At 75.7% G+C, this 14,992-nt stretch carries 17 protein-coding genes and 2 riboswitches; of the genes, 11 read left to right on the top strand and 6 right to left on the bottom strand.

Translation table 11 applies throughout. The features are described 5' to 3' along the window. Positions 1-105: 105 nt before the first annotated feature. From O2W18_RS18095 to O2W18_RS18085, 3 genes are all read left to right on the top strand, one after another. A complete protein-coding gene (locus O2W18_RS18095) occupies positions 106-1,404 on the top strand; it encodes an Nramp family divalent metal transporter (protein ID WP_269188824.1) in 1,299 nt (432 codons plus the stop codon). 62 nt (positions 1,405-1,466) lie between these two features. Next, entirely contained in the window at positions 1,467-2,165 is a 699-nt protein-coding gene (locus tag O2W18_RS18090; protein ID WP_269188823.1) for a hypothetical protein, read from the top strand. Positions 2,166-2,246: 81 nt separating this feature from the next. Next, positions 2,247-2,804, top strand: coding sequence for a dihydrofolate reductase family protein (locus O2W18_RS18085; protein WP_269188822.1), 558 nt, complete (start codon positions 2,247-2,249; stop codon positions 2,802-2,804). 87 nt (positions 2,805-2,891) lie between these two features. Here the strand turns inward: O2W18_RS18085 and O2W18_RS18080 are convergent, their stop codons facing one another. Next, on the bottom strand, positions 2,892-3,368 hold the full coding sequence (locus O2W18_RS18080) for a hypothetical protein (protein WP_269188821.1): 477 nt from the start codon (positions 3,366-3,368) through the stop codon (positions 2,892-2,894). Between the two features lie 26 nt (positions 3,369-3,394). Between O2W18_RS18080 and O2W18_RS18075 the strand changes: the two genes are divergently transcribed. Beyond that, the gene (locus tag O2W18_RS18075; RefSeq protein WP_269188820.1) at positions 3,395-4,189 is read left to right on the top strand and encodes an SDR family NAD(P)-dependent oxidoreductase; all 795 of its coding nucleotides are present in this window, start codon (positions 3,395-3,397) and stop codon (positions 4,187-4,189) included. A gap of 95 nt (positions 4,190-4,284) precedes the next feature. Here O2W18_RS18075 and fabG read toward each other — a convergent pair whose 3' ends face one another. Continuing rightward, complete coding sequence (gene fabG / locus O2W18_RS18070; protein ID WP_269188819.1) at positions 4,285-5,040, bottom strand: 3-oxoacyl-ACP reductase FabG; 756 nt, start codon at positions 5,038-5,040, stop codon at positions 4,285-4,287. A gap of 108 nt (positions 5,041-5,148) precedes the next feature. Continuing rightward, positions 5,149-5,251: riboswitch (TPP riboswitch) on the top strand. Here fabG and O2W18_RS18065 point away from each other — a divergent pair. The 3 genes from O2W18_RS18065 to O2W18_RS18055 all read left to right on the top strand — a co-directional run bounded on the left by O2W18_RS18065 (position 5,250) and on the right by O2W18_RS18055 (position 8,082). Continuing rightward, complete coding sequence (locus O2W18_RS18065; RefSeq protein ID WP_269188818.1) at positions 5,250-5,864, top strand: ECF transporter S component; 615 nt, start codon at positions 5,250-5,252, stop codon at positions 5,862-5,864. (Overlaps the previous riboswitch by 2 nt.) Further along, entirely contained in the window at positions 5,864-7,318 is a 1,455-nt protein-coding gene (locus tag O2W18_RS18060; RefSeq protein ID WP_269188817.1) for an ABC transporter ATP-binding protein, read from the top strand. Before O2W18_RS18065 ends, O2W18_RS18060 begins: the two co-directional genes overlap by 1 nt. Next, the gene (locus O2W18_RS18055; RefSeq protein WP_269188816.1) at positions 7,315-8,082 is read left to right on the top strand and encodes an energy-coupling factor transporter transmembrane component T family protein; all 768 of its coding nucleotides are present in this window, start codon (positions 7,315-7,317) and stop codon (positions 8,080-8,082) included. Before O2W18_RS18060 ends, O2W18_RS18055 begins: the two co-directional genes overlap by 4 nt. Before the next feature lie 3 nt (positions 8,083-8,085). On the opposite strand, the gene O2W18_RS18050 is transcribed toward O2W18_RS18055, so the two are convergent. The 4 genes from O2W18_RS18050 to O2W18_RS18035 are packed head-to-tail and all read right to left on the bottom strand — an operon-like array spanning position 8,086 to position 11,566. Further along, positions 8,086-9,666, bottom strand: coding sequence for a DUF6297 family protein (locus O2W18_RS18050; protein WP_269188815.1), 1,581 nt, complete (start codon positions 9,664-9,666; stop codon positions 8,086-8,088). Next, the gene (locus tag O2W18_RS18045) at positions 9,667-10,344 is read right to left on the bottom strand and encodes an ABC transporter ATP-binding protein (RefSeq protein ID WP_269188814.1); all 678 of its coding nucleotides are present in this window, start codon (positions 10,342-10,344) and stop codon (positions 9,667-9,669) included. Then, on the bottom strand, positions 10,344-10,973 hold the full coding sequence (locus O2W18_RS18040) for a TenA family protein (protein ID WP_269188813.1): 630 nt from the start codon (positions 10,971-10,973) through the stop codon (positions 10,344-10,346). Before O2W18_RS18040 ends, O2W18_RS18045 begins: the two co-directional genes overlap by 1 nt. Continuing rightward, positions 10,970-11,566, bottom strand: coding sequence for a TenA family transcriptional regulator (locus O2W18_RS18035; protein WP_269188812.1), 597 nt, complete (start codon positions 11,564-11,566; stop codon positions 10,970-10,972). The genes O2W18_RS18040 and O2W18_RS18035 overlap by 4 nt, the downstream gene beginning before the upstream one ends. Positions 11,567-11,611: 45 nt before the next feature. Continuing rightward, a riboswitch (TPP riboswitch) is annotated at positions 11,612-11,722 on the top strand. Between O2W18_RS18035 and O2W18_RS18030 the strand changes: the two genes are divergently transcribed. From O2W18_RS18030 to thiS, 4 genes are all read left to right on the top strand, one after another. Beyond that, complete coding sequence (locus O2W18_RS18030; protein ID WP_269188811.1) at positions 11,713-13,056, top strand: purine-cytosine permease family protein; 1,344 nt, start codon at positions 11,713-11,715, stop codon at positions 13,054-13,056. Its footprint overlaps the riboswitch before it by 10 nt. Then, a complete protein-coding gene (gene thiE, locus O2W18_RS18025) occupies positions 13,053-13,679 on the top strand; it encodes a thiamine phosphate synthase (protein ID WP_269188810.1) in 627 nt (208 codons plus the stop codon). The genes O2W18_RS18030 and thiE overlap by 4 nt, the downstream gene beginning before the upstream one ends. Continuing rightward, complete coding sequence (gene thiO, locus O2W18_RS18020) at positions 13,676-14,788, top strand: glycine oxidase ThiO (RefSeq protein WP_269188809.1); 1,113 nt, start codon at positions 13,676-13,678, stop codon at positions 14,786-14,788. Before thiE ends, thiO begins: the two co-directional genes overlap by 4 nt. Next, on the top strand, positions 14,785-14,991 hold the full coding sequence (gene thiS / locus O2W18_RS18015) for a sulfur carrier protein ThiS (RefSeq protein WP_269188808.1): 207 nt from the start codon (positions 14,785-14,787) through the stop codon (positions 14,989-14,991). The genes thiO and thiS overlap by 4 nt, the downstream gene beginning before the upstream one ends. Position 14,992: the final 1 nt, after the last annotated feature.

Here is a 14,992-nt window from a genome sequence, read left to right as displayed (position 1 = left end):
GTGAGCCTGACCTGACCCCTGGGGGCCACAGGTCGGCCCCGGTGGCCCGCGGGGGTCGGGCAGGACAGGGACGACCGTTCCTGCCGCCGCCCCCGCGAGGTCACCGTGTACCTGTCGAAGACCGAGGCCGCCGTCCTCACCAGCACGCTGCCGCGCACCCTGCCGCGGTCCACCCCACCCGCGCCGACGGCGAAGCGGCGGCTGTGGCCGATGCTCGGGCCGGCGTTCGTCGCGGCCGTCGCCTACGTCGACCCCGGGAACTTCGCGACCAACTTCTCCGGCGGCGCCTCGTTCGGCTACACCCTGCTGTGGGTGATCGTCGCGGCCAACCTGATGGCGATGCTCATCCAGACCCTCACCGCCAAGCTGGGGCTGGCGACCGGTCGGGACCTGGCCACCTGCTGCCGCGAACGGTTCCCCCGGCCGGTCACCTGGGGACTGTGGGCACAGGCCGAGGCGGTCGCGATCGCCACCGACCTGGCCGAGATCGTCGGCGGGGCGGTCGCGCTGAACCTGCTGTTCGGGGTGCCGCTGTGGATGGGCGGGATCATCACCGCGATCGTCGCGTTCATCCTGCTGGCCGCGCAGTCGCGGGGGTTCCGGCCGTTCGAGCGGGTGATCACCGGGCTGCTGCTGGTGATCGGTGGTGGCTTCGTCTACACGCTGGTGGGTGCCGGGGTCGACCCGGGCGGCGTCGCCTCCGGCATGGTGCCCAGCTTCGCCGGCACCGACAGCCTGCTGCTGGCCACCGGCATCCTCGGCGCGACGGTGATGCCGCACGTCATCTACGTGCACTCCGCGTTGACGCCGGGCCGGTACGGCGACACCGTCACCGCGGGGAGGTCGCACTCCGGACGGCGCGGGCTGCTGCGTGCCCAGCGGATCGACGTCTTCATCGCCATGGGCCTGGCCGGGCTGGTCAACGCCGCGATGCTGGTGATCGCCGCCCAGCTGTTCACCGCCGGCGACGGCATCGAGTCGCTGGAGAGCGTGCACGCCGGCCTCGGCGACCAGCTCGGCAGCGGTGCGGCCCTGGCCTTCGCCATCGCCCTGCTCGCTGCCGGGTTCGCCAGCTCCTCGGTCGGCACCCATGCCGGGCAGGTGGTGATGGCCGGGTTCCTGCGCAAGCACATCCCGGTGCTGACCCGCCGGCTGATCACCCTCGCCCCGGCGCTGCTGGTGCTGGGCGTGGGCGGTGACCCGACGACGGCGCTGGTCTGGTCGCAGGTGGTGCTCTGCTTCGGCATCCCGTTCGCCCTGGTGCCGCTGCTGTGGCTCACCTCCCGCGAGGACCTGATGGGCGGCTGGGTCAACCGGCGGGTCACCACGCTGACCGGGTCGGTCGTCGCCGCACTGATCATCGCGCTGAACGCCTACCTGCTGGTGAGCACCTTCCTCGGCTGACCAGGGACTTCCTGGGGCGCGCAGGGCTTCCTGAGCCGCGCGAAGCCCGTCAGGATCACGGGATGGACGCGCGGGAGCCGGTCGACTGGGCACCGGGCATGTCGGTACTGGCCGACACCAGCCCGGCGGCGTGGGTCGAGGCCGCGCTGACGCCGACGGCCGGGTCGGCAACGGTCGCCGCGCTCGTCCCGCCGGTCTTCCCGTCCTACGCCCGGGTGCTGCCGCCCACCTACGAGCGGGAGCCCCCGCATCGACGGCACCGGTGGTCGGAGATCGCCGCCGCCACCGGGGTCCCGCTGACCTCCGGGATCCGGTTCGCCGACTTGGTGGCCGGTTCTCGCCGCTGGGGCAAGCCCTCCGACGGCGGCCTGGACGCGCGGGAGACCGCGACCCTCGCCCGTGTGCTCGCCGATCTCACCGGCACGCCGGAGGAGGCGTTCTTCTGCCTCTGGGAGGGGTTCGGCCTGCCGGAGACCGAGGCCTGGACCGACCGGCCGATGCGCGTGGAGATCCCGCACCGGGCGTACCACCTGCTCACCGGCCCGGTCGCGGCCGCGCCGGTGCTGCCGACGCCCGTGGAGTGGCGGTGCGCGAGCCTGTGGTGGCCGGCGGACCGGGCCTGGCTGGTCGCCACCGAGATCGACGGCTACCTCACCTACGTCGGCGGCAGCCGCACGGCGATCGCCGCCGTCCTCACCGCTCCGGACCTCGATGCCGTGGCCGTGGACCCTTACACCCCGCTGGACCCCAGCTACGGCTGAGCACCGCCCCACCGATGAGGAACGGTGCCGGATGCCGTCTCAGGTACGACACCGCCGGCCCCCGACAAAGGAGCACTGCACATGGGCGCGATCAAGGTCCACGAGTTCACCACCGTCGACGGGGTCGTCGACACCCCGATGTGGACGATGGACTACGGCTTCCCCGACGACCTGGCCGCCTCCATCGGCGCGCTCACCGGTTCCTCGACCGGGATCCTGCTCGGCCGGAGGACCTTCGAGATGTTCGCCCCGGCCTGGTCCACCCGGACCGTCGAGGACGACGAGGGCGCCCCGTTCTTCAACGACACCCGCAAGCACGTCGTGAGCTCCACGCTGACCGACGCCGAGTCGGTCTGGCGGAACTCGACCGTGGTCGGCGGCTACTCGCCCGACCGGATCCGGGCGCTCAAGGACGACGCGGACGGCGACCTGTACGTCAGCGGCAGCGCCACGCTGGTGCGGGCGATGCTCGCCGACGGGCTGGTCGACGAGCTGCACCTCTACGTCTACCCGCTGGCCGTGGGCACCGGGATCCGGCTGTTCCCGGAGGGGACGTCCCAGCCGCTGTCCCTGCTCAGCGCGGAGACCCTGTCCAACGGCGTCGCCCACCTGGCCTACGGCCCAACCGCCGCCCGCTGACGAGGGCTCTTGCGCTGTTCTCCGCCCTCTTCCGCCACTGCACCGGCGCGAGAACAGGTGGAACAGCGCAGGAGCACGCGGAACAGCTCAGGCCGGTGGGGCCTCGCCGACCTCGGCGAACAGCGGGACGGCGCTGAGGCCGGTCACCGCCTGCTCGGCACCACCGGCGGGGTCGGCGACCGCGGGCGGCACGAGCACCTCGACCCCGTCACCCTCGGGCCGGGCCGTGGCGGAGGCGAGGACGCCCGGGTGGTCCCGGAGCAGCCGCTCCGCCTCCGCCCGCAGGTCACCGGGGCAGAACTCGGTCTGCTGCACCGTGACCTCGCAGCCGGGGTCGGCCAGCACGGCCTGCATCGGCGCCGGGAGCTCGCCGTGCCAGCGGACGGTCAGCCGCTTGCGGTCCAGGCTGATCCCGGGCGTGCCGAAGTCCGGAGAGTCGCCGGCCGCCGCGCTCAGCCGCTCCAGCAGGCCGTAGATCGCGGCCGGGCCACCCGGGTAGGCCACGAACTCGCCGTGCCCCAGCCGTGGTGCCGGCCCGGCGGACGACTTCTTGCGTGCTGCCATGCCCGCCATCATCCAGGCTGGGCCGCATGGAGATCTCCGGTGCACGCATCTGGGTCACCGGCGCCTCGACCGGCATCGGTGCGGCGCTGGCGACGGAGCTGGCCGACCGAGGGGCCCGGGTGGCGATCAGCGCCCGCAACGCCGAGCAGCTCGCGGAGGTGGCCGGGAGCCGGATGGTCGTCGTCCCGGTGGACGTCACCGACCGGGCGGCCACCGTGGCCGCAGGCGAGCGGGTCCGGGACGCGCTGGGTGGGCTGGACGTCGCCGTCCTCAACGCCGGCACCTGGTCGTCGTTCCACGTGGAACCGTGGGACTCGCAGCTGTTCGCCGACCACCTGCAGGTCAACGTGATGGGCGCGGTGCACACCATGGAGGCCGTCGTCCCGCAGATGCTGGCCGCCGGTCGCGGCCGGGTCGTCGGGGTCGCCTCGGTCGCCGGCTACCGCGGCCTGCCGGACTCGGAGGCCTACAACGCGGGCAAGGCGGCGTTGATCAACCTGCTGGAGGGCCTGCGCGGCTCGCTGGCCCCGCGCGGCGTCGTCGTCCAGCTCGTCAACCCGGGGTTCGTGACCACCCGGCTGACCGACCGCAACCTCTTCCCGATGCCGTTCAAGGTCGAGGCCGACGTGGCCGCCCGCACCATCGCCGACGGCATCGCCCGGGACAAGGCCGAGGTGGTCTTCCCGGTGCCGATGATGGTCGCGATGAAGCTGGCCCGGCTGCTGCCGGTCCGGCTGTGGACCCGGCTCACCGCCGAACTCGCCCGCCGCGGTGTGACCACGAGGCCCGGCGACGAGCCGCCGCCGTCCGTTCAGCAGTGATCAGGTGACCTGACCACTGACCGTCCCCCCGCACCGACGCTGGTGCAGGGGGACATCCGGTGATCAGGGCACCTGATCAGTGCTGAGGGCCCGGGTCAGTCGCGGGGGCCGCCGGCGACGTAGATGACCTGACCGGACACGAAGCCCGCACCCTCGCTGCACAGGAACGACGCGGTGTGCGCGATGTCCTCGGGCTGGCCGACCCGGGCCACCGGGATCTGCTTGGCGGCCATCTCCTTGAACTGCTCGAACGGCACGCCCACCCGCTCGGCGGTCTGCGCGGTCATCTCCGTCTCGATGAAGCCGGGGGCGATCGCGTTCGCGGTCACGTTGTACCGGCCGAGCTCGATGGCGAGCGTCTTGGTGAAGCCCTGCATGCCCGCCTTGGCCGCGGAGTAGTTGACCTGGCCGCGGTTGCCCAGCGCCGAGACGCTGGAGAGGTTCACGATCCGGCCGAACTCGGCCTCGACCATGTGCGTCTGCGCGGCCTTGCTCATCAGGAAGGCGCCCCGCAGGTGCACGCCCATGACGGCGTCCCAGTCGGCGACGCTCATCTTGAACAGCAGGTTGTCCCGGGTGATGCCGGCGTTGTTGACCAGCACCGTCGGGGCACCCAACTCGGCGGCGATCCGCTCCACCGCAGCGTTGACCGACTCCTCCTCGGCGACGTTCGCACCGACCGCGAGCGCCTCGCCCCCGGCCTTCTGGATCTCCTCGACCGTGCCCGCGCACGCGGCCTCGTCCAGGTCCAGGACGGCGACGGCCATCCCGTCCTGGGCGAACCGCCGTGCGATGGCCGCGCCGATCCCGCGCGCCGCTCCTGTGATGATCGCCGTCCGCTGCTGTGCCACTGCGTCTCCTCGTCGAGTCCGTCGATGGGCCGCCGGCCCACCGTGCTGCCGTCCTGCCTATCACCAGGCCACCGCGGCCGCGCACCCGCCCGGGATACGCTCGCCGCTCACACACGACAGGGGAGCGCCTCGGCGCTGAGAGTGCGGGCAACCGCAGACCCTCGAACCTGATCCGGGTCATGCCGGCGCAGGGAGTCTGGAGGAGCACCATGGCCGAACCGGCCGTCCGTCCGTCCGACGCTGCCCAGGGCGCGCCGCGCCGCAGCTGGCGCACCGTCGACATCGTCGTCACCGCCGTGCTGGGGGTCGCCTTCGGCGTCGTCTTCTGGGCCTGGGGGCTGCTCTGGGCCGCCACCGGCCCGGCCTTCGGCGCCTTCCCGCCCGGCCAGGCCGTCATGTACGGGGTGTGGCTGCTGCCCGCCGTCCTCGCCCCGCTGGTCATCCGCAAGCCCGGTGCCGCCCTGTTCGCCGAGCTGATCGCCGGGATCGTCTCCGCGTTGCTGGGCTCGGCCTGGGGTTCGCTGGTGATCGTCTACGGCCTGCTGCAGGGCCTGGCCGGGGAGCTGGGCTTCGCCGCCTTCGGCTGGCGCCGGTACAGCTGGCCGCAGGCGTTGCTGGCCGCCGCGCTCGCCGGGGGCACGGCCGCCGGGCTCGACCTCGTCAACTACTACCCGGACTGGACCGCCGGCTGGATGACGACGTACACGGCGCTCATCGTGGTCAGCACCGTGGTGATCGCCGGGCTCGGCGGGTTCGCGCTGACCCGGGCGCTGGCCGCCAGCGGCGTGCTGTCGTCGTTCGCCTCCGGCCGGACCCGGGTCTGATGGAGGGCCCCGTCCCCGGGACGGGGCCGTTCCAGCACGGAGGGGCCGGTCCGGCCGCCGTCCGGCTCGCCGGCTTCGGGTTCCGGCACGCCAGCCGGCGGGCCTGGGCGGTGCAGGACGTCGACCTGCGGATCGAGCCCGGCGAGCGGGTGCTGCTCACCGGCGCGTCCGGGTCGGGCAAGTCGACGCTGCTGCGCGCGCTGGGCGGCCTGCTCGAGCCGGAGTCCGGTGACGCCGCCGGCGAGCTGACCGTGGACGGGGCTGCGCCCGACCGGCGGCGCCAGCGGGTCGGGGTGGTGTTCCAGGACCCGGACGCACAGCTGGTGATGACCCGGGCCGGGGACGACGTCGCCTTCGGCCTGGAGAACACCGGGACGCCGCCGGAGCTGATCTGGCCCGCCGTCGACACCGCCCTGGACGCAGTCGGGTTCGACCTCGGCCGGGACCACGCCACCGCGGCGCTGTCCGGCGGGCAGAAGCAGCGCCTGGTGCTGGCCGGCGCACTGGCACCGCGTCCGGGCCTGCTGCTGCTCGACGAGCCCACCGCCCAGCTCGACCCGGACGGCGCAGCGCTGGTGCGGGCCGCCGTCGCCCGCGCGGTGGCCGACCGCTCGGCGACGCTGGTCGTCGTCGACCACGACGTCGAGGCCTGGCTGCCGCTGGTCGACCGGGTGGTGGAGCTGCTGCCCCACGGCGGCACGGTGGAGCACCCGCCCGGGTGGCGGCCGGCGCCGCTGCGCATGCCCGTGCGGTGGGTGCACCCGCCCGGCGAGGTGCTGTTGGCCGGCGAGGCGGCCGGCTTCACCCATCGCGGCAGCGCCCGGCCCGCGCTCGCGCCCATCGACGTCGCGCTGCGGGCCGGCCGCACGCTGGCCGTCACCGGGCCCAACGGCACCGGGAAGTCCACCCTGGGGCTGCTGCTCGCCGGGCTGCGGGCGCCGACCACCGGCCGGGTCGCCGCCGCCCCCACGGTGACCGCCGGGCTGCGCCGTCCGGACCGGCCACCGCACCGCTGGCCGGCCGCGGAGCTGGCGACCCGGATCGGCACCGTCTTCCAGCAGCCCGAGCACCAGTTCCTCACCGGCCGGGTGCGCGACGAGCTCTCGCTGGGGCCGTTGCGGTCGGGAGCGGGCGCCGCGCAGGCCCGGGCCACGGCCGAGGAGCTGCTGGAGCGGCTGGGTCTGAGCGCTCTCGCCGACGCCAACCCGTTCACCCTCTCCGGCGGCCAGCAGCGCCGGCTGTCGGTGGCCACCGCGCTGGCCACCTCCCCGCGGGTGCTGGTCCTCGACGAGCCGACCTTCGGGCAGGACCGGGAGACCTGGGCCGAGCTGGTGGCGCTGCTGGCCGAGCAGCAGGACGGTGACCGGGCGCTGTGCCTGGTCACCCACGACGCCGCCGTGGTCACCGCGCTCGCCGACGACGTGTGCACGCTCGGCGTCCCGGTGCCGGTGTGAGCGCCCCGCTCTCCCTCGGCCCGGCCCGGCCGGTGCCGCTGTCCGCGGTCAACCCGGTGGCCCAGCTGTCGGCCGTCCTCGTCGTCACCTGCGTGCTGCTGGTCAGCGGTGACCCGGTGACGCCGGGCGTGCTGCTCGCCGCCGAGCTCGCGCTGCTGCCGGCCGCGGGGCTGAGCCGGCCCGGCGACGTGCTGCGGCGCACCTGGCCGCTGCTGCTCAGCGCGCTCGGCGTGGCCTGGGTGAACGTCGCCTTCGGCTCGCTGGACGGCGGGGAGGCCTGGCTCAGCGGGGGGACCTGGGCGCTGCGGGTGGTGGCCCTCGCGCTGCCCGGCATCCTGCTGGTCGCCTCCACCGACCCGGTGCGGCTGGCCGACGCGCTGACCCTGCACTGGCGGGTGTCGACCCGGTTCGCCTACGGCTCGCTCGCCGCGCTGCGGCTGGTGCCGCTGCTGGCCGCGGAGTGGGAGACGATCCGGCTGGCCCGCCGCGCCCGCGGGGTGGACGGCGGCCGGAACCCGGTGGCGCACGTGCGGCTGCTGGCGAGCACCGCCTTCGCCCTGCTGGTGGGGGCGATCCGGCGGGGCAGCCGGCTGGCCACCGCCATGGACGCCCGGGGCTTCGACTCCGGCGTGACCCGGACGAACGCCCGCGGGTCCCGGCTGCAGCCGCTGGACCGGTGGTTCGTCGTCGGGGCGGTCGCCCTCTGCGCGGCGGCTGTCACCGCGAGCGTGCTCAGCGGGGCCTGGTCGCCGGTCTTCTCCTGAGGGTCAGTCCGGGGGCCGGGCCGTCGCGACGGCGAGCGCACCCAACGCCAGCGACCAGAGCAGCCCGGCGCCGACCAGCCACCAGGGCACCGTGCCGAGCAGCAGTGCCAGGGCGACCGGCGCGGTGCCCAGCAGCCCGACGTCCGGCCCACGCACGAGCGTGCTGCTCACCCCGACCGGCACCGCGCCCATCGGGGAGGCGAGCACCGGCCCCGACCAGTCCAGGTCGGGGCGGTAGCCGGCGCGCACGGCCGCGCCCGCCCAGGCCGGCGCGGTGACCACGCCCAGCGCCAGCCAGGCCGCCGGTGCGCCGGTGCCCTGCCCGATGAGCAGCGCCGAGACCCCACAGACTCCCGCGAGCACCGCGGCCGGCACGACGGCCCGGGCCCAGACGACCGCCGGGCCGCCCAGCGGCAGCCCACGGTCGGCGGCCGGTGCTGCGGACGCCCGCCGGCTCGGCTCACCGAGGGACGTCGCCGCGAGCCCCCAGCCCAGGACGACGGTCACCGCCACCAGCGCGGGCAGCCCGGCCAGCCCTTCGGTGCGGGCAGCCAGCACCGGCAGCGCAGCGCCGACCGCCAGCTGACCCCACCGCCACGGTGACCGGGCCAGCACCGCCAGGTCACCCGCGACGACCGCCTGCCAGGGGTGCCGTACCCAGCGCCAGGCCAGCGGCCGCCGCGGCCGCCGCGGCCGGCGCACCGTCGTCCCGAGCGCCCGGCCGAGCTCCCGGGTGTCCAGCGAGAAGACCGACGCGGTCGCGTACTGCGCGGTCTCCCCCGATGCGCGCAGCGCACCGGCGGGCAGGTCCGCCAGCCGCCGGTCGGCCAGGGCCAGGCAGAGGACGGCGATCCCCAGCAGCGCCGCGAGCAGGCCGTACGCCACCGGCGCGGGCAGCGACCACGCCCGCCCCGCGGCGTCCGGCAGCACCACGTCCAGCCCGGCGACCACGGACCCGGCGATGGCGGGACCGACCACGGCCACCGCGGTCACCGCGCCGGCGACCGCGGGCACCCAGCGGCCCCCGCCACCGGCCTGCCGGACGACGAGCACCGCGACGGCGACCACCGCCAGCAGCGCACCGGCCGCCAGCCCGGCGAGGACGCCGGCCGGTGTCCGGGTCCAGGCCAGCACCACCGGGACGCCGACGGTCAGCGCCGCCGCCACGGCGAGGCCGACCGACCTGCGCAGCTCGCCACGCAGCAACCCGCGGCGCCCTGCGGGCAGCGGCAGCCACCACACCACGGCCGCCGGCGTGGCGCTGACCGGCCCCAGCCGGGCGAACAGCGCGGTCAGGCCCGCGGCGAGGGAGAGGGCGACGACCGCGGCGGTCAGCGCGCCGGGGAGCACCGCCGCATCCGCGGCCGGCCGGGCGGCGATCTGCTCCCGGAGGCTGGACACCGTGCCCCCGCAGAGCGCCACGAAGACCCCCGCAGAGGTGAGCGCGGAGAGCGTGTCCCCGACCCGGGTCAGCCAGCTGGTGTCGGCCCGGGCTGCCGTCGCCCGGTGGGTGAAGCGACGGACGGCAGTGCCGCTCCACTCGTCCGCCGGCCGCGCCGACAGCCGGGTCCCCGTGGCCGTCACTCAGCCGTCCTGCAGCGCCGCGACGGCGTCCTCGGGCGCGATCACCGGGCACGCGTCCTCCCCGACCACCAGAGCCAGGTCGGCGAGCGTGCCGATGAACGCCGGGTCGTGGCTGGCGAACAGCACCGCGCCACCGGCGTCCACCAGCGCCGCGAGCCGGTCGGCCAGCGCCCGGCGCATCGCGGTGTCCAGCCGGCGTTCCGGCTCGTCGAGCACCAGCAGGTCGGCCGGGCGGACCAGCGCCCCGGCCAGCGCCAGCCGCCGGCGCTGCCCGGAGGAGAGCGCCGAGGGCAGCGCGCCGGCCCGGTCGGTCAGCCCGAAGGCGGCCAGCTCCGCCTCGACGACCTGCTCGGCGTCGGCGACCCCGTGGGCGCGGGCGGTCAGCAGCAGGTGCTCCGCGCCGGTCAGCGACGGGAAGAACGCGTCGTCGTCCAGCACCCCGGCGACGCAGCGGCGGAAGCCGGCGTCCCGTTCGTCGACCGGGTCGCCGGCGAAGCGCACCGTCCCGGCCAGCGGCGGCAGCAGCCCGACCATCGTCTGCAGCACGGTGGACTTGCCCGCGCCGTTGGGGCCGACCAGCGCGACCGCCGTCCCGGGTGCGACCGACACCGTCACCGGCGCGCACACCGGCGCGTCGCCGTAGCCGACCGACAGCTCCTCGGCGGCCAGCAGGACCATCAGCCGGGCCCCGCACCACCGCGCCAGGCGGCGTCGAAGAAGCCGACCTCCAGCTCCATGGCCCGGCGGTAGGCGCGGCGCACCGCGGGGGTGTCGGCAGCGGTCCCGTCCAGCAGCCGTTCCAGCGTGCCGGTCAGCTCCTCCAGGCCCGGGTCGGCGTAGGTGGTGACCCACTCGGCGTAGGTGCTCGCCGACCGGCCGGCCAGCGACTGCCCGAGGTGGGCGTACAGCCGCATGCACGGCGTCATCGCCGCGCAGGTCAGCCCGGCCCCGCCCAGGGACGCCGTGGCGAGCAGGAACTCGGTGTAGGCCAGCGTGGCGGGCAGCGGCTCGACCGCGGCCAGGTCGATGCCCCAGCGGGCCGCGTACCCCTCGTGCAGCCGCAGCTCCTCGCGGACCCCGGCGAGCAGGTCGGCGAAGACGTCCAATCCGGCCCGGTCGGGGCTGTGCGCGGCGCCGAGGGCGTAGGCGCGGGCGAAGGACTCCAGGAAGAACGCGTCCTGGGCCACGTAGCCGGCGAACAGCTCCGTCGGCAGGCTCCCGTCGGCGATGCCCTGCACGAACGGGTGCGCCAGCGCGACGGCGGCGAGGTCGGCGTTGGCCGCCCAGAGGTCGGCGGACAGGCTCATGCCACCCGCTCCAGGGCCATGTCCCAGAAGGCGATCTCCGCGGCGACGACCTCGGCGAAGACGTCGTCCTGACCACCGCCCACCGCATCGGCCGCCGTCTCCAGGCCGGCGACGTAGCCGGCGAAGCCCGGCACGGTCCAGTGCTCGACGAACTCCCGGTAGGCCGGCGCGCCGGGCAGCGCGGTGGTCCAGGCGTCCAGGTACGTGCGCTCGATGGTCCACAGCGCGGTCAGCGCGACCGGCACCTCGGCGGCGTCCAGCCGGTCCAGCAGCTCCGCGTAGGCCGCGGTGGCCGGCAGCGCGGGCGCGGAGAGGTCCAGGCCGCGGGCGGCCGCCTGCTCCTCGAACCAGGCCAGCTCCTCGGCCAGCGCGACCAGGCCGCCGGCGAGCACCGCCTGGGCGGGCCGCGGCGCGCGGGCGAGCAGCCGGGCCTGGAAGCGCAGCAGGTCGGTGACGAAGCGGGCGTCCTGGACCAGCCAGGTGTCGAAGGCGCCGGCGGGCAGGGACCCGTCGCGCACCGCGGTCAGGAACCGGTGCGCGGTGGCCGCGCGCCAGATCTCGGGATGACGTCGAAGCAGCTCGGCGACCGGCACGGCGCGGACTCTACGAGAGTGGTTAGGGTGGCCACGTCATGGCGTCGAGCCATGTGCGGGAGCTCGGATGACCGGGCTGAGAGGGCGGCTGACACGCCGCCGACCGCTGGAACCTGACCGGGTAATGCCGGCGTAGGGAGCCCGTGATGAGCACATCTGGAACCGTTGGCACGACCACGTCCGGTGCGGACGCACCGCTCACCCTCACCGAGCCGGCGGCCCGCACCCTGGGCTTCCGGGAGTCCGCGGGCCTGTGGGGCAACCTGGGCATCAGCCTGCTGCTGCCGGTGGCCGCCGTCTACGTCGTCCTGCCCGGACGGCCGCTGTCGGTCACGATCGGCGCGATCGTCGTCGGCGCGGTGATCGGGGCCTCCCTGCTGGGGCTGGCCGCCGCAGCGGGCGCCCGCGAGGGGGTGCCGGCGATGGTGCTGCTGCGCGGCCTCCTCGGCCGGCGGGCCTCCTACCTGCCCACCGCGCTGAACCTCGTGCAGTGCATCGGCTGGGCCACCTTCGAGATCGTGATCATCGCCGAGGCGGCGTCCCGGGTGCTGGACGCGCCCCGCTGGCCGTTCGTGCTGGTCGCCGGGGTGTTGGCCACCGCGATGGCGCTGCGCCCCCTCGGCGTGGTCAAGGTGCTGTCCCGGTACGCGGTGTGGGCGGCGCTGGCCGCGATCGTCTACCTCTTCGTCGAGGTGCTGTCCGAGCCGCGAGCAGCACTGGACGACGGCGGCGCCGCGTCGTTCTGGACGGCGACCGACATCGTGATCGCCCTGCCGATCTCCTGGTTCCCGCTCGCCGCCGACTACACCCGGCACGTGCGCAGCGGCCGGGTCGCCGGCACCAGCACCGCCCTGGGCTACGGCCTGGCCACCATCGCGATGTTCACCCTCGGCGTCCTGGCGCTGGCGGCCTACGGAAGCGCCGGGCTGGACGTCATCGACGCGTTGCTCGCCGTGCAGCTGGGCGCCCTGGCCGTGCTGGTGCTCGTCGTGGTCGAGCTCGACGAGGCGTTCGCCAACGTCTACTCCACCGCCGTGTCGGCGCAGAACGTGGTGGCCCGGCTGGACCGCCGGCTGCTCGCCCTGTGCGTCGGCACCATCGCCACACTGCTCGCGCTGAGCTTCGACATCGTCGCCTACGAGCCGTTCCTCTTCCTGATCGGCGCGGTCTTCGTGCCGCTGATCGGCGTCTTCCTGGTCGCCTACGCGCTGAGCGCCCCCGGCCGCTGGGACACCTCGGACACCGCACCGGCCCGGCTGGCCTACCTGCTGCCCTGGCTCGCCGGGTTCGTCGCCTACCAGCTGACCCTGCCGACCTTCTTCTCCGGCGTCGGCGCCGGCTGGACCGCCTGGTGGACCGCCCGCCAGACCGACCTGGGCATCGACCCGGCCAACGGCTGGTCGGCCTCGCTGATCAGCCTGGCCGTCGCCGCGTCCCTCACCGCGGTGATCGCACTGCTCGGCGCCCGCCGCGAGCGGCAGCGGGCATGACCCGCCGGCTGGGCCGGCTGCACGTGCTCACCGACGCCGACGGCGGGCCGGGCGCGCTGGCCGTGGTCGCCGCCGCGGTGGCCGCCGGGGCGCCGGTGGTGCAGGTGCGGGCGAAGGGCTGCAGCGACCGGGTGCTGCACGACTTCGCCCACGCGGTGGTGGAGCTCTGCCGGCCCGCCGGCACCACCGTCCTGGTCAACGACCGGGTCGACGTGGCCCTGGCGGTCGGCGCCGACGGGACGCACCTGGGCGCCGGTGACCTCCCGCTCGCCGCCGCCCGGCGGGTCGCCGGCCCGGGGCACCTCCTCGGCGGCACGGCCCGCGACCCGCAGCAGGCCCGGCAGCTGGTGGCCGAGGGCGCGGACTACCTGGGGGTCGGCCCGGCCTTCGCCACCACCACCAAGACCGGGCTCCCCGCCCCGATCGGGGTCGCCGGGGTCGGTGCCGTGGCGACCGCGGTGCCGGTCCCGGTCATCGCCATCGGCGGGGTCACCGCCGCGCGGGTCGTGGAGCTGCTGGCCGCCGGCGCCACCGGGGTCGCGGTGGTCGGCGCCGTCACCGCCGCCCCCGACCCCGGTGCCGCGACGGCGGAACTGCTGCGGGCGCTGGAGGAACCCCGGTGATCGACGTGGCGGTGGCCGGAGGTGGGCTGATCGGGCTGTCGGTGGCCTGGCGGGCGGCGCAGCGCGGGCTGTCGGTCACCGTCGTCGACGACGCCCCGGGCACCGGCGCCTCGGCCGCCGCCGCCGGGATGCTGGCACCGGTCACCGAGGCGGCCTACGGCGAGCAGGCACTGCTCCGGCTGTGCCTGGCCTCCCTGCAGCGCTACCCGGCGTTCGCCGCCGAGGTCGAGGCGGCCAGCGGCCTGCCGGTCGGGCTGCGCACCGCCGGCACCCTGGTCGTCGGCTTCGACGCCGACGACGTGCGGGCGCTCGACGCGCTGCTCGGCTACCAGCAGGAGCTGGGCCTGGCCGTCGAGCGGCTGACCCCGCGGGAGACGCGCCGCCGGGAACCCGCGCTGACCCCGCGGCTGCGCGGTGGGCTCGCCGTCGAGGGCGACCACTCGGTCGACGGCCGGGCCCTGCACCGGGCGCTGACCGCGGCCGCCGAGGCGGCAGGGGTCCGGTTCGTCCGGGACCGGGTGGCCGGCGTGCAGGTCGCCGGCGGGCGGGCCACCGGGCTGCAGCTGACCGACGGCTCGGCACTGGCCGCCGGCACCGTCGTCCTCGCCCTGGGCGCGCACAGCGACACCCTGCCCGGGGTGCCGCCGCTGCCCGTCCGACCGGTGAAGGGGCAGATCCTGCGGATGGCCGGTGCGGCCGGGCTGCTGACCGGCACCGTGCGGGCCCTCGTCCGTGGCCGGCAGGTCTACCTGGTGCCCTACGGTGAGGACGGACTCATCGTCGGGGCGACGACCGAGGACCGCGGCTTCGACGCCACGGTCACCGCCGGCGGGGTGCACGACCTGCTGCACGACGCGATCGAGGTCGTGCCCGGGGTGACCGAGCTGGAGCTGGTCGAGACCCTCGCCCGCTGGCGGCCCGGCACCGCCGACAACGCCCCGCTGCTGGGGGCCAGCGGGCTGCCCGGGCTGGTGCTCGCCACCGGCCACCACCGAAACGGCGTCCTGCTCACCCCGGTCACCGGCGACCTCGTCGCCGAGCTGCTGGACACCGGCGAGCTGCCTGAGCTGGCCGCCCCGTTCACCGTCGAGAGGTTCCCGCACCGATGACCATCTCGCTGACCGTCAACGGCAGCCCGGTCGAGCTGGCCGACGGCACGACCGTCGCCGCGCTCGTCGAGCAGCGCACCAGCGGGCACGACCGGGTCGCGGTCGCGCGCAACGGCGACGTCGTCCCGCGCAGCAGCTGGGCGACGACCGAGCTCTCCCCCGGCGACCGCCTCGAGGTGCTCGCCCCCACCGCAGGAGGCTGAG

It is taken from the genome of Modestobacter sp. VKM Ac-2983 (assembly GCF_026967885.1).
Taxonomy (GTDB): Bacteria; Actinomycetota; Actinomycetes; order Mycobacteriales; family Geodermatophilaceae; genus Modestobacter.
Note: the sequence above shows the minus strand (reverse complement) of the source record. Positions and strands in the feature narration are given on the sequence as shown.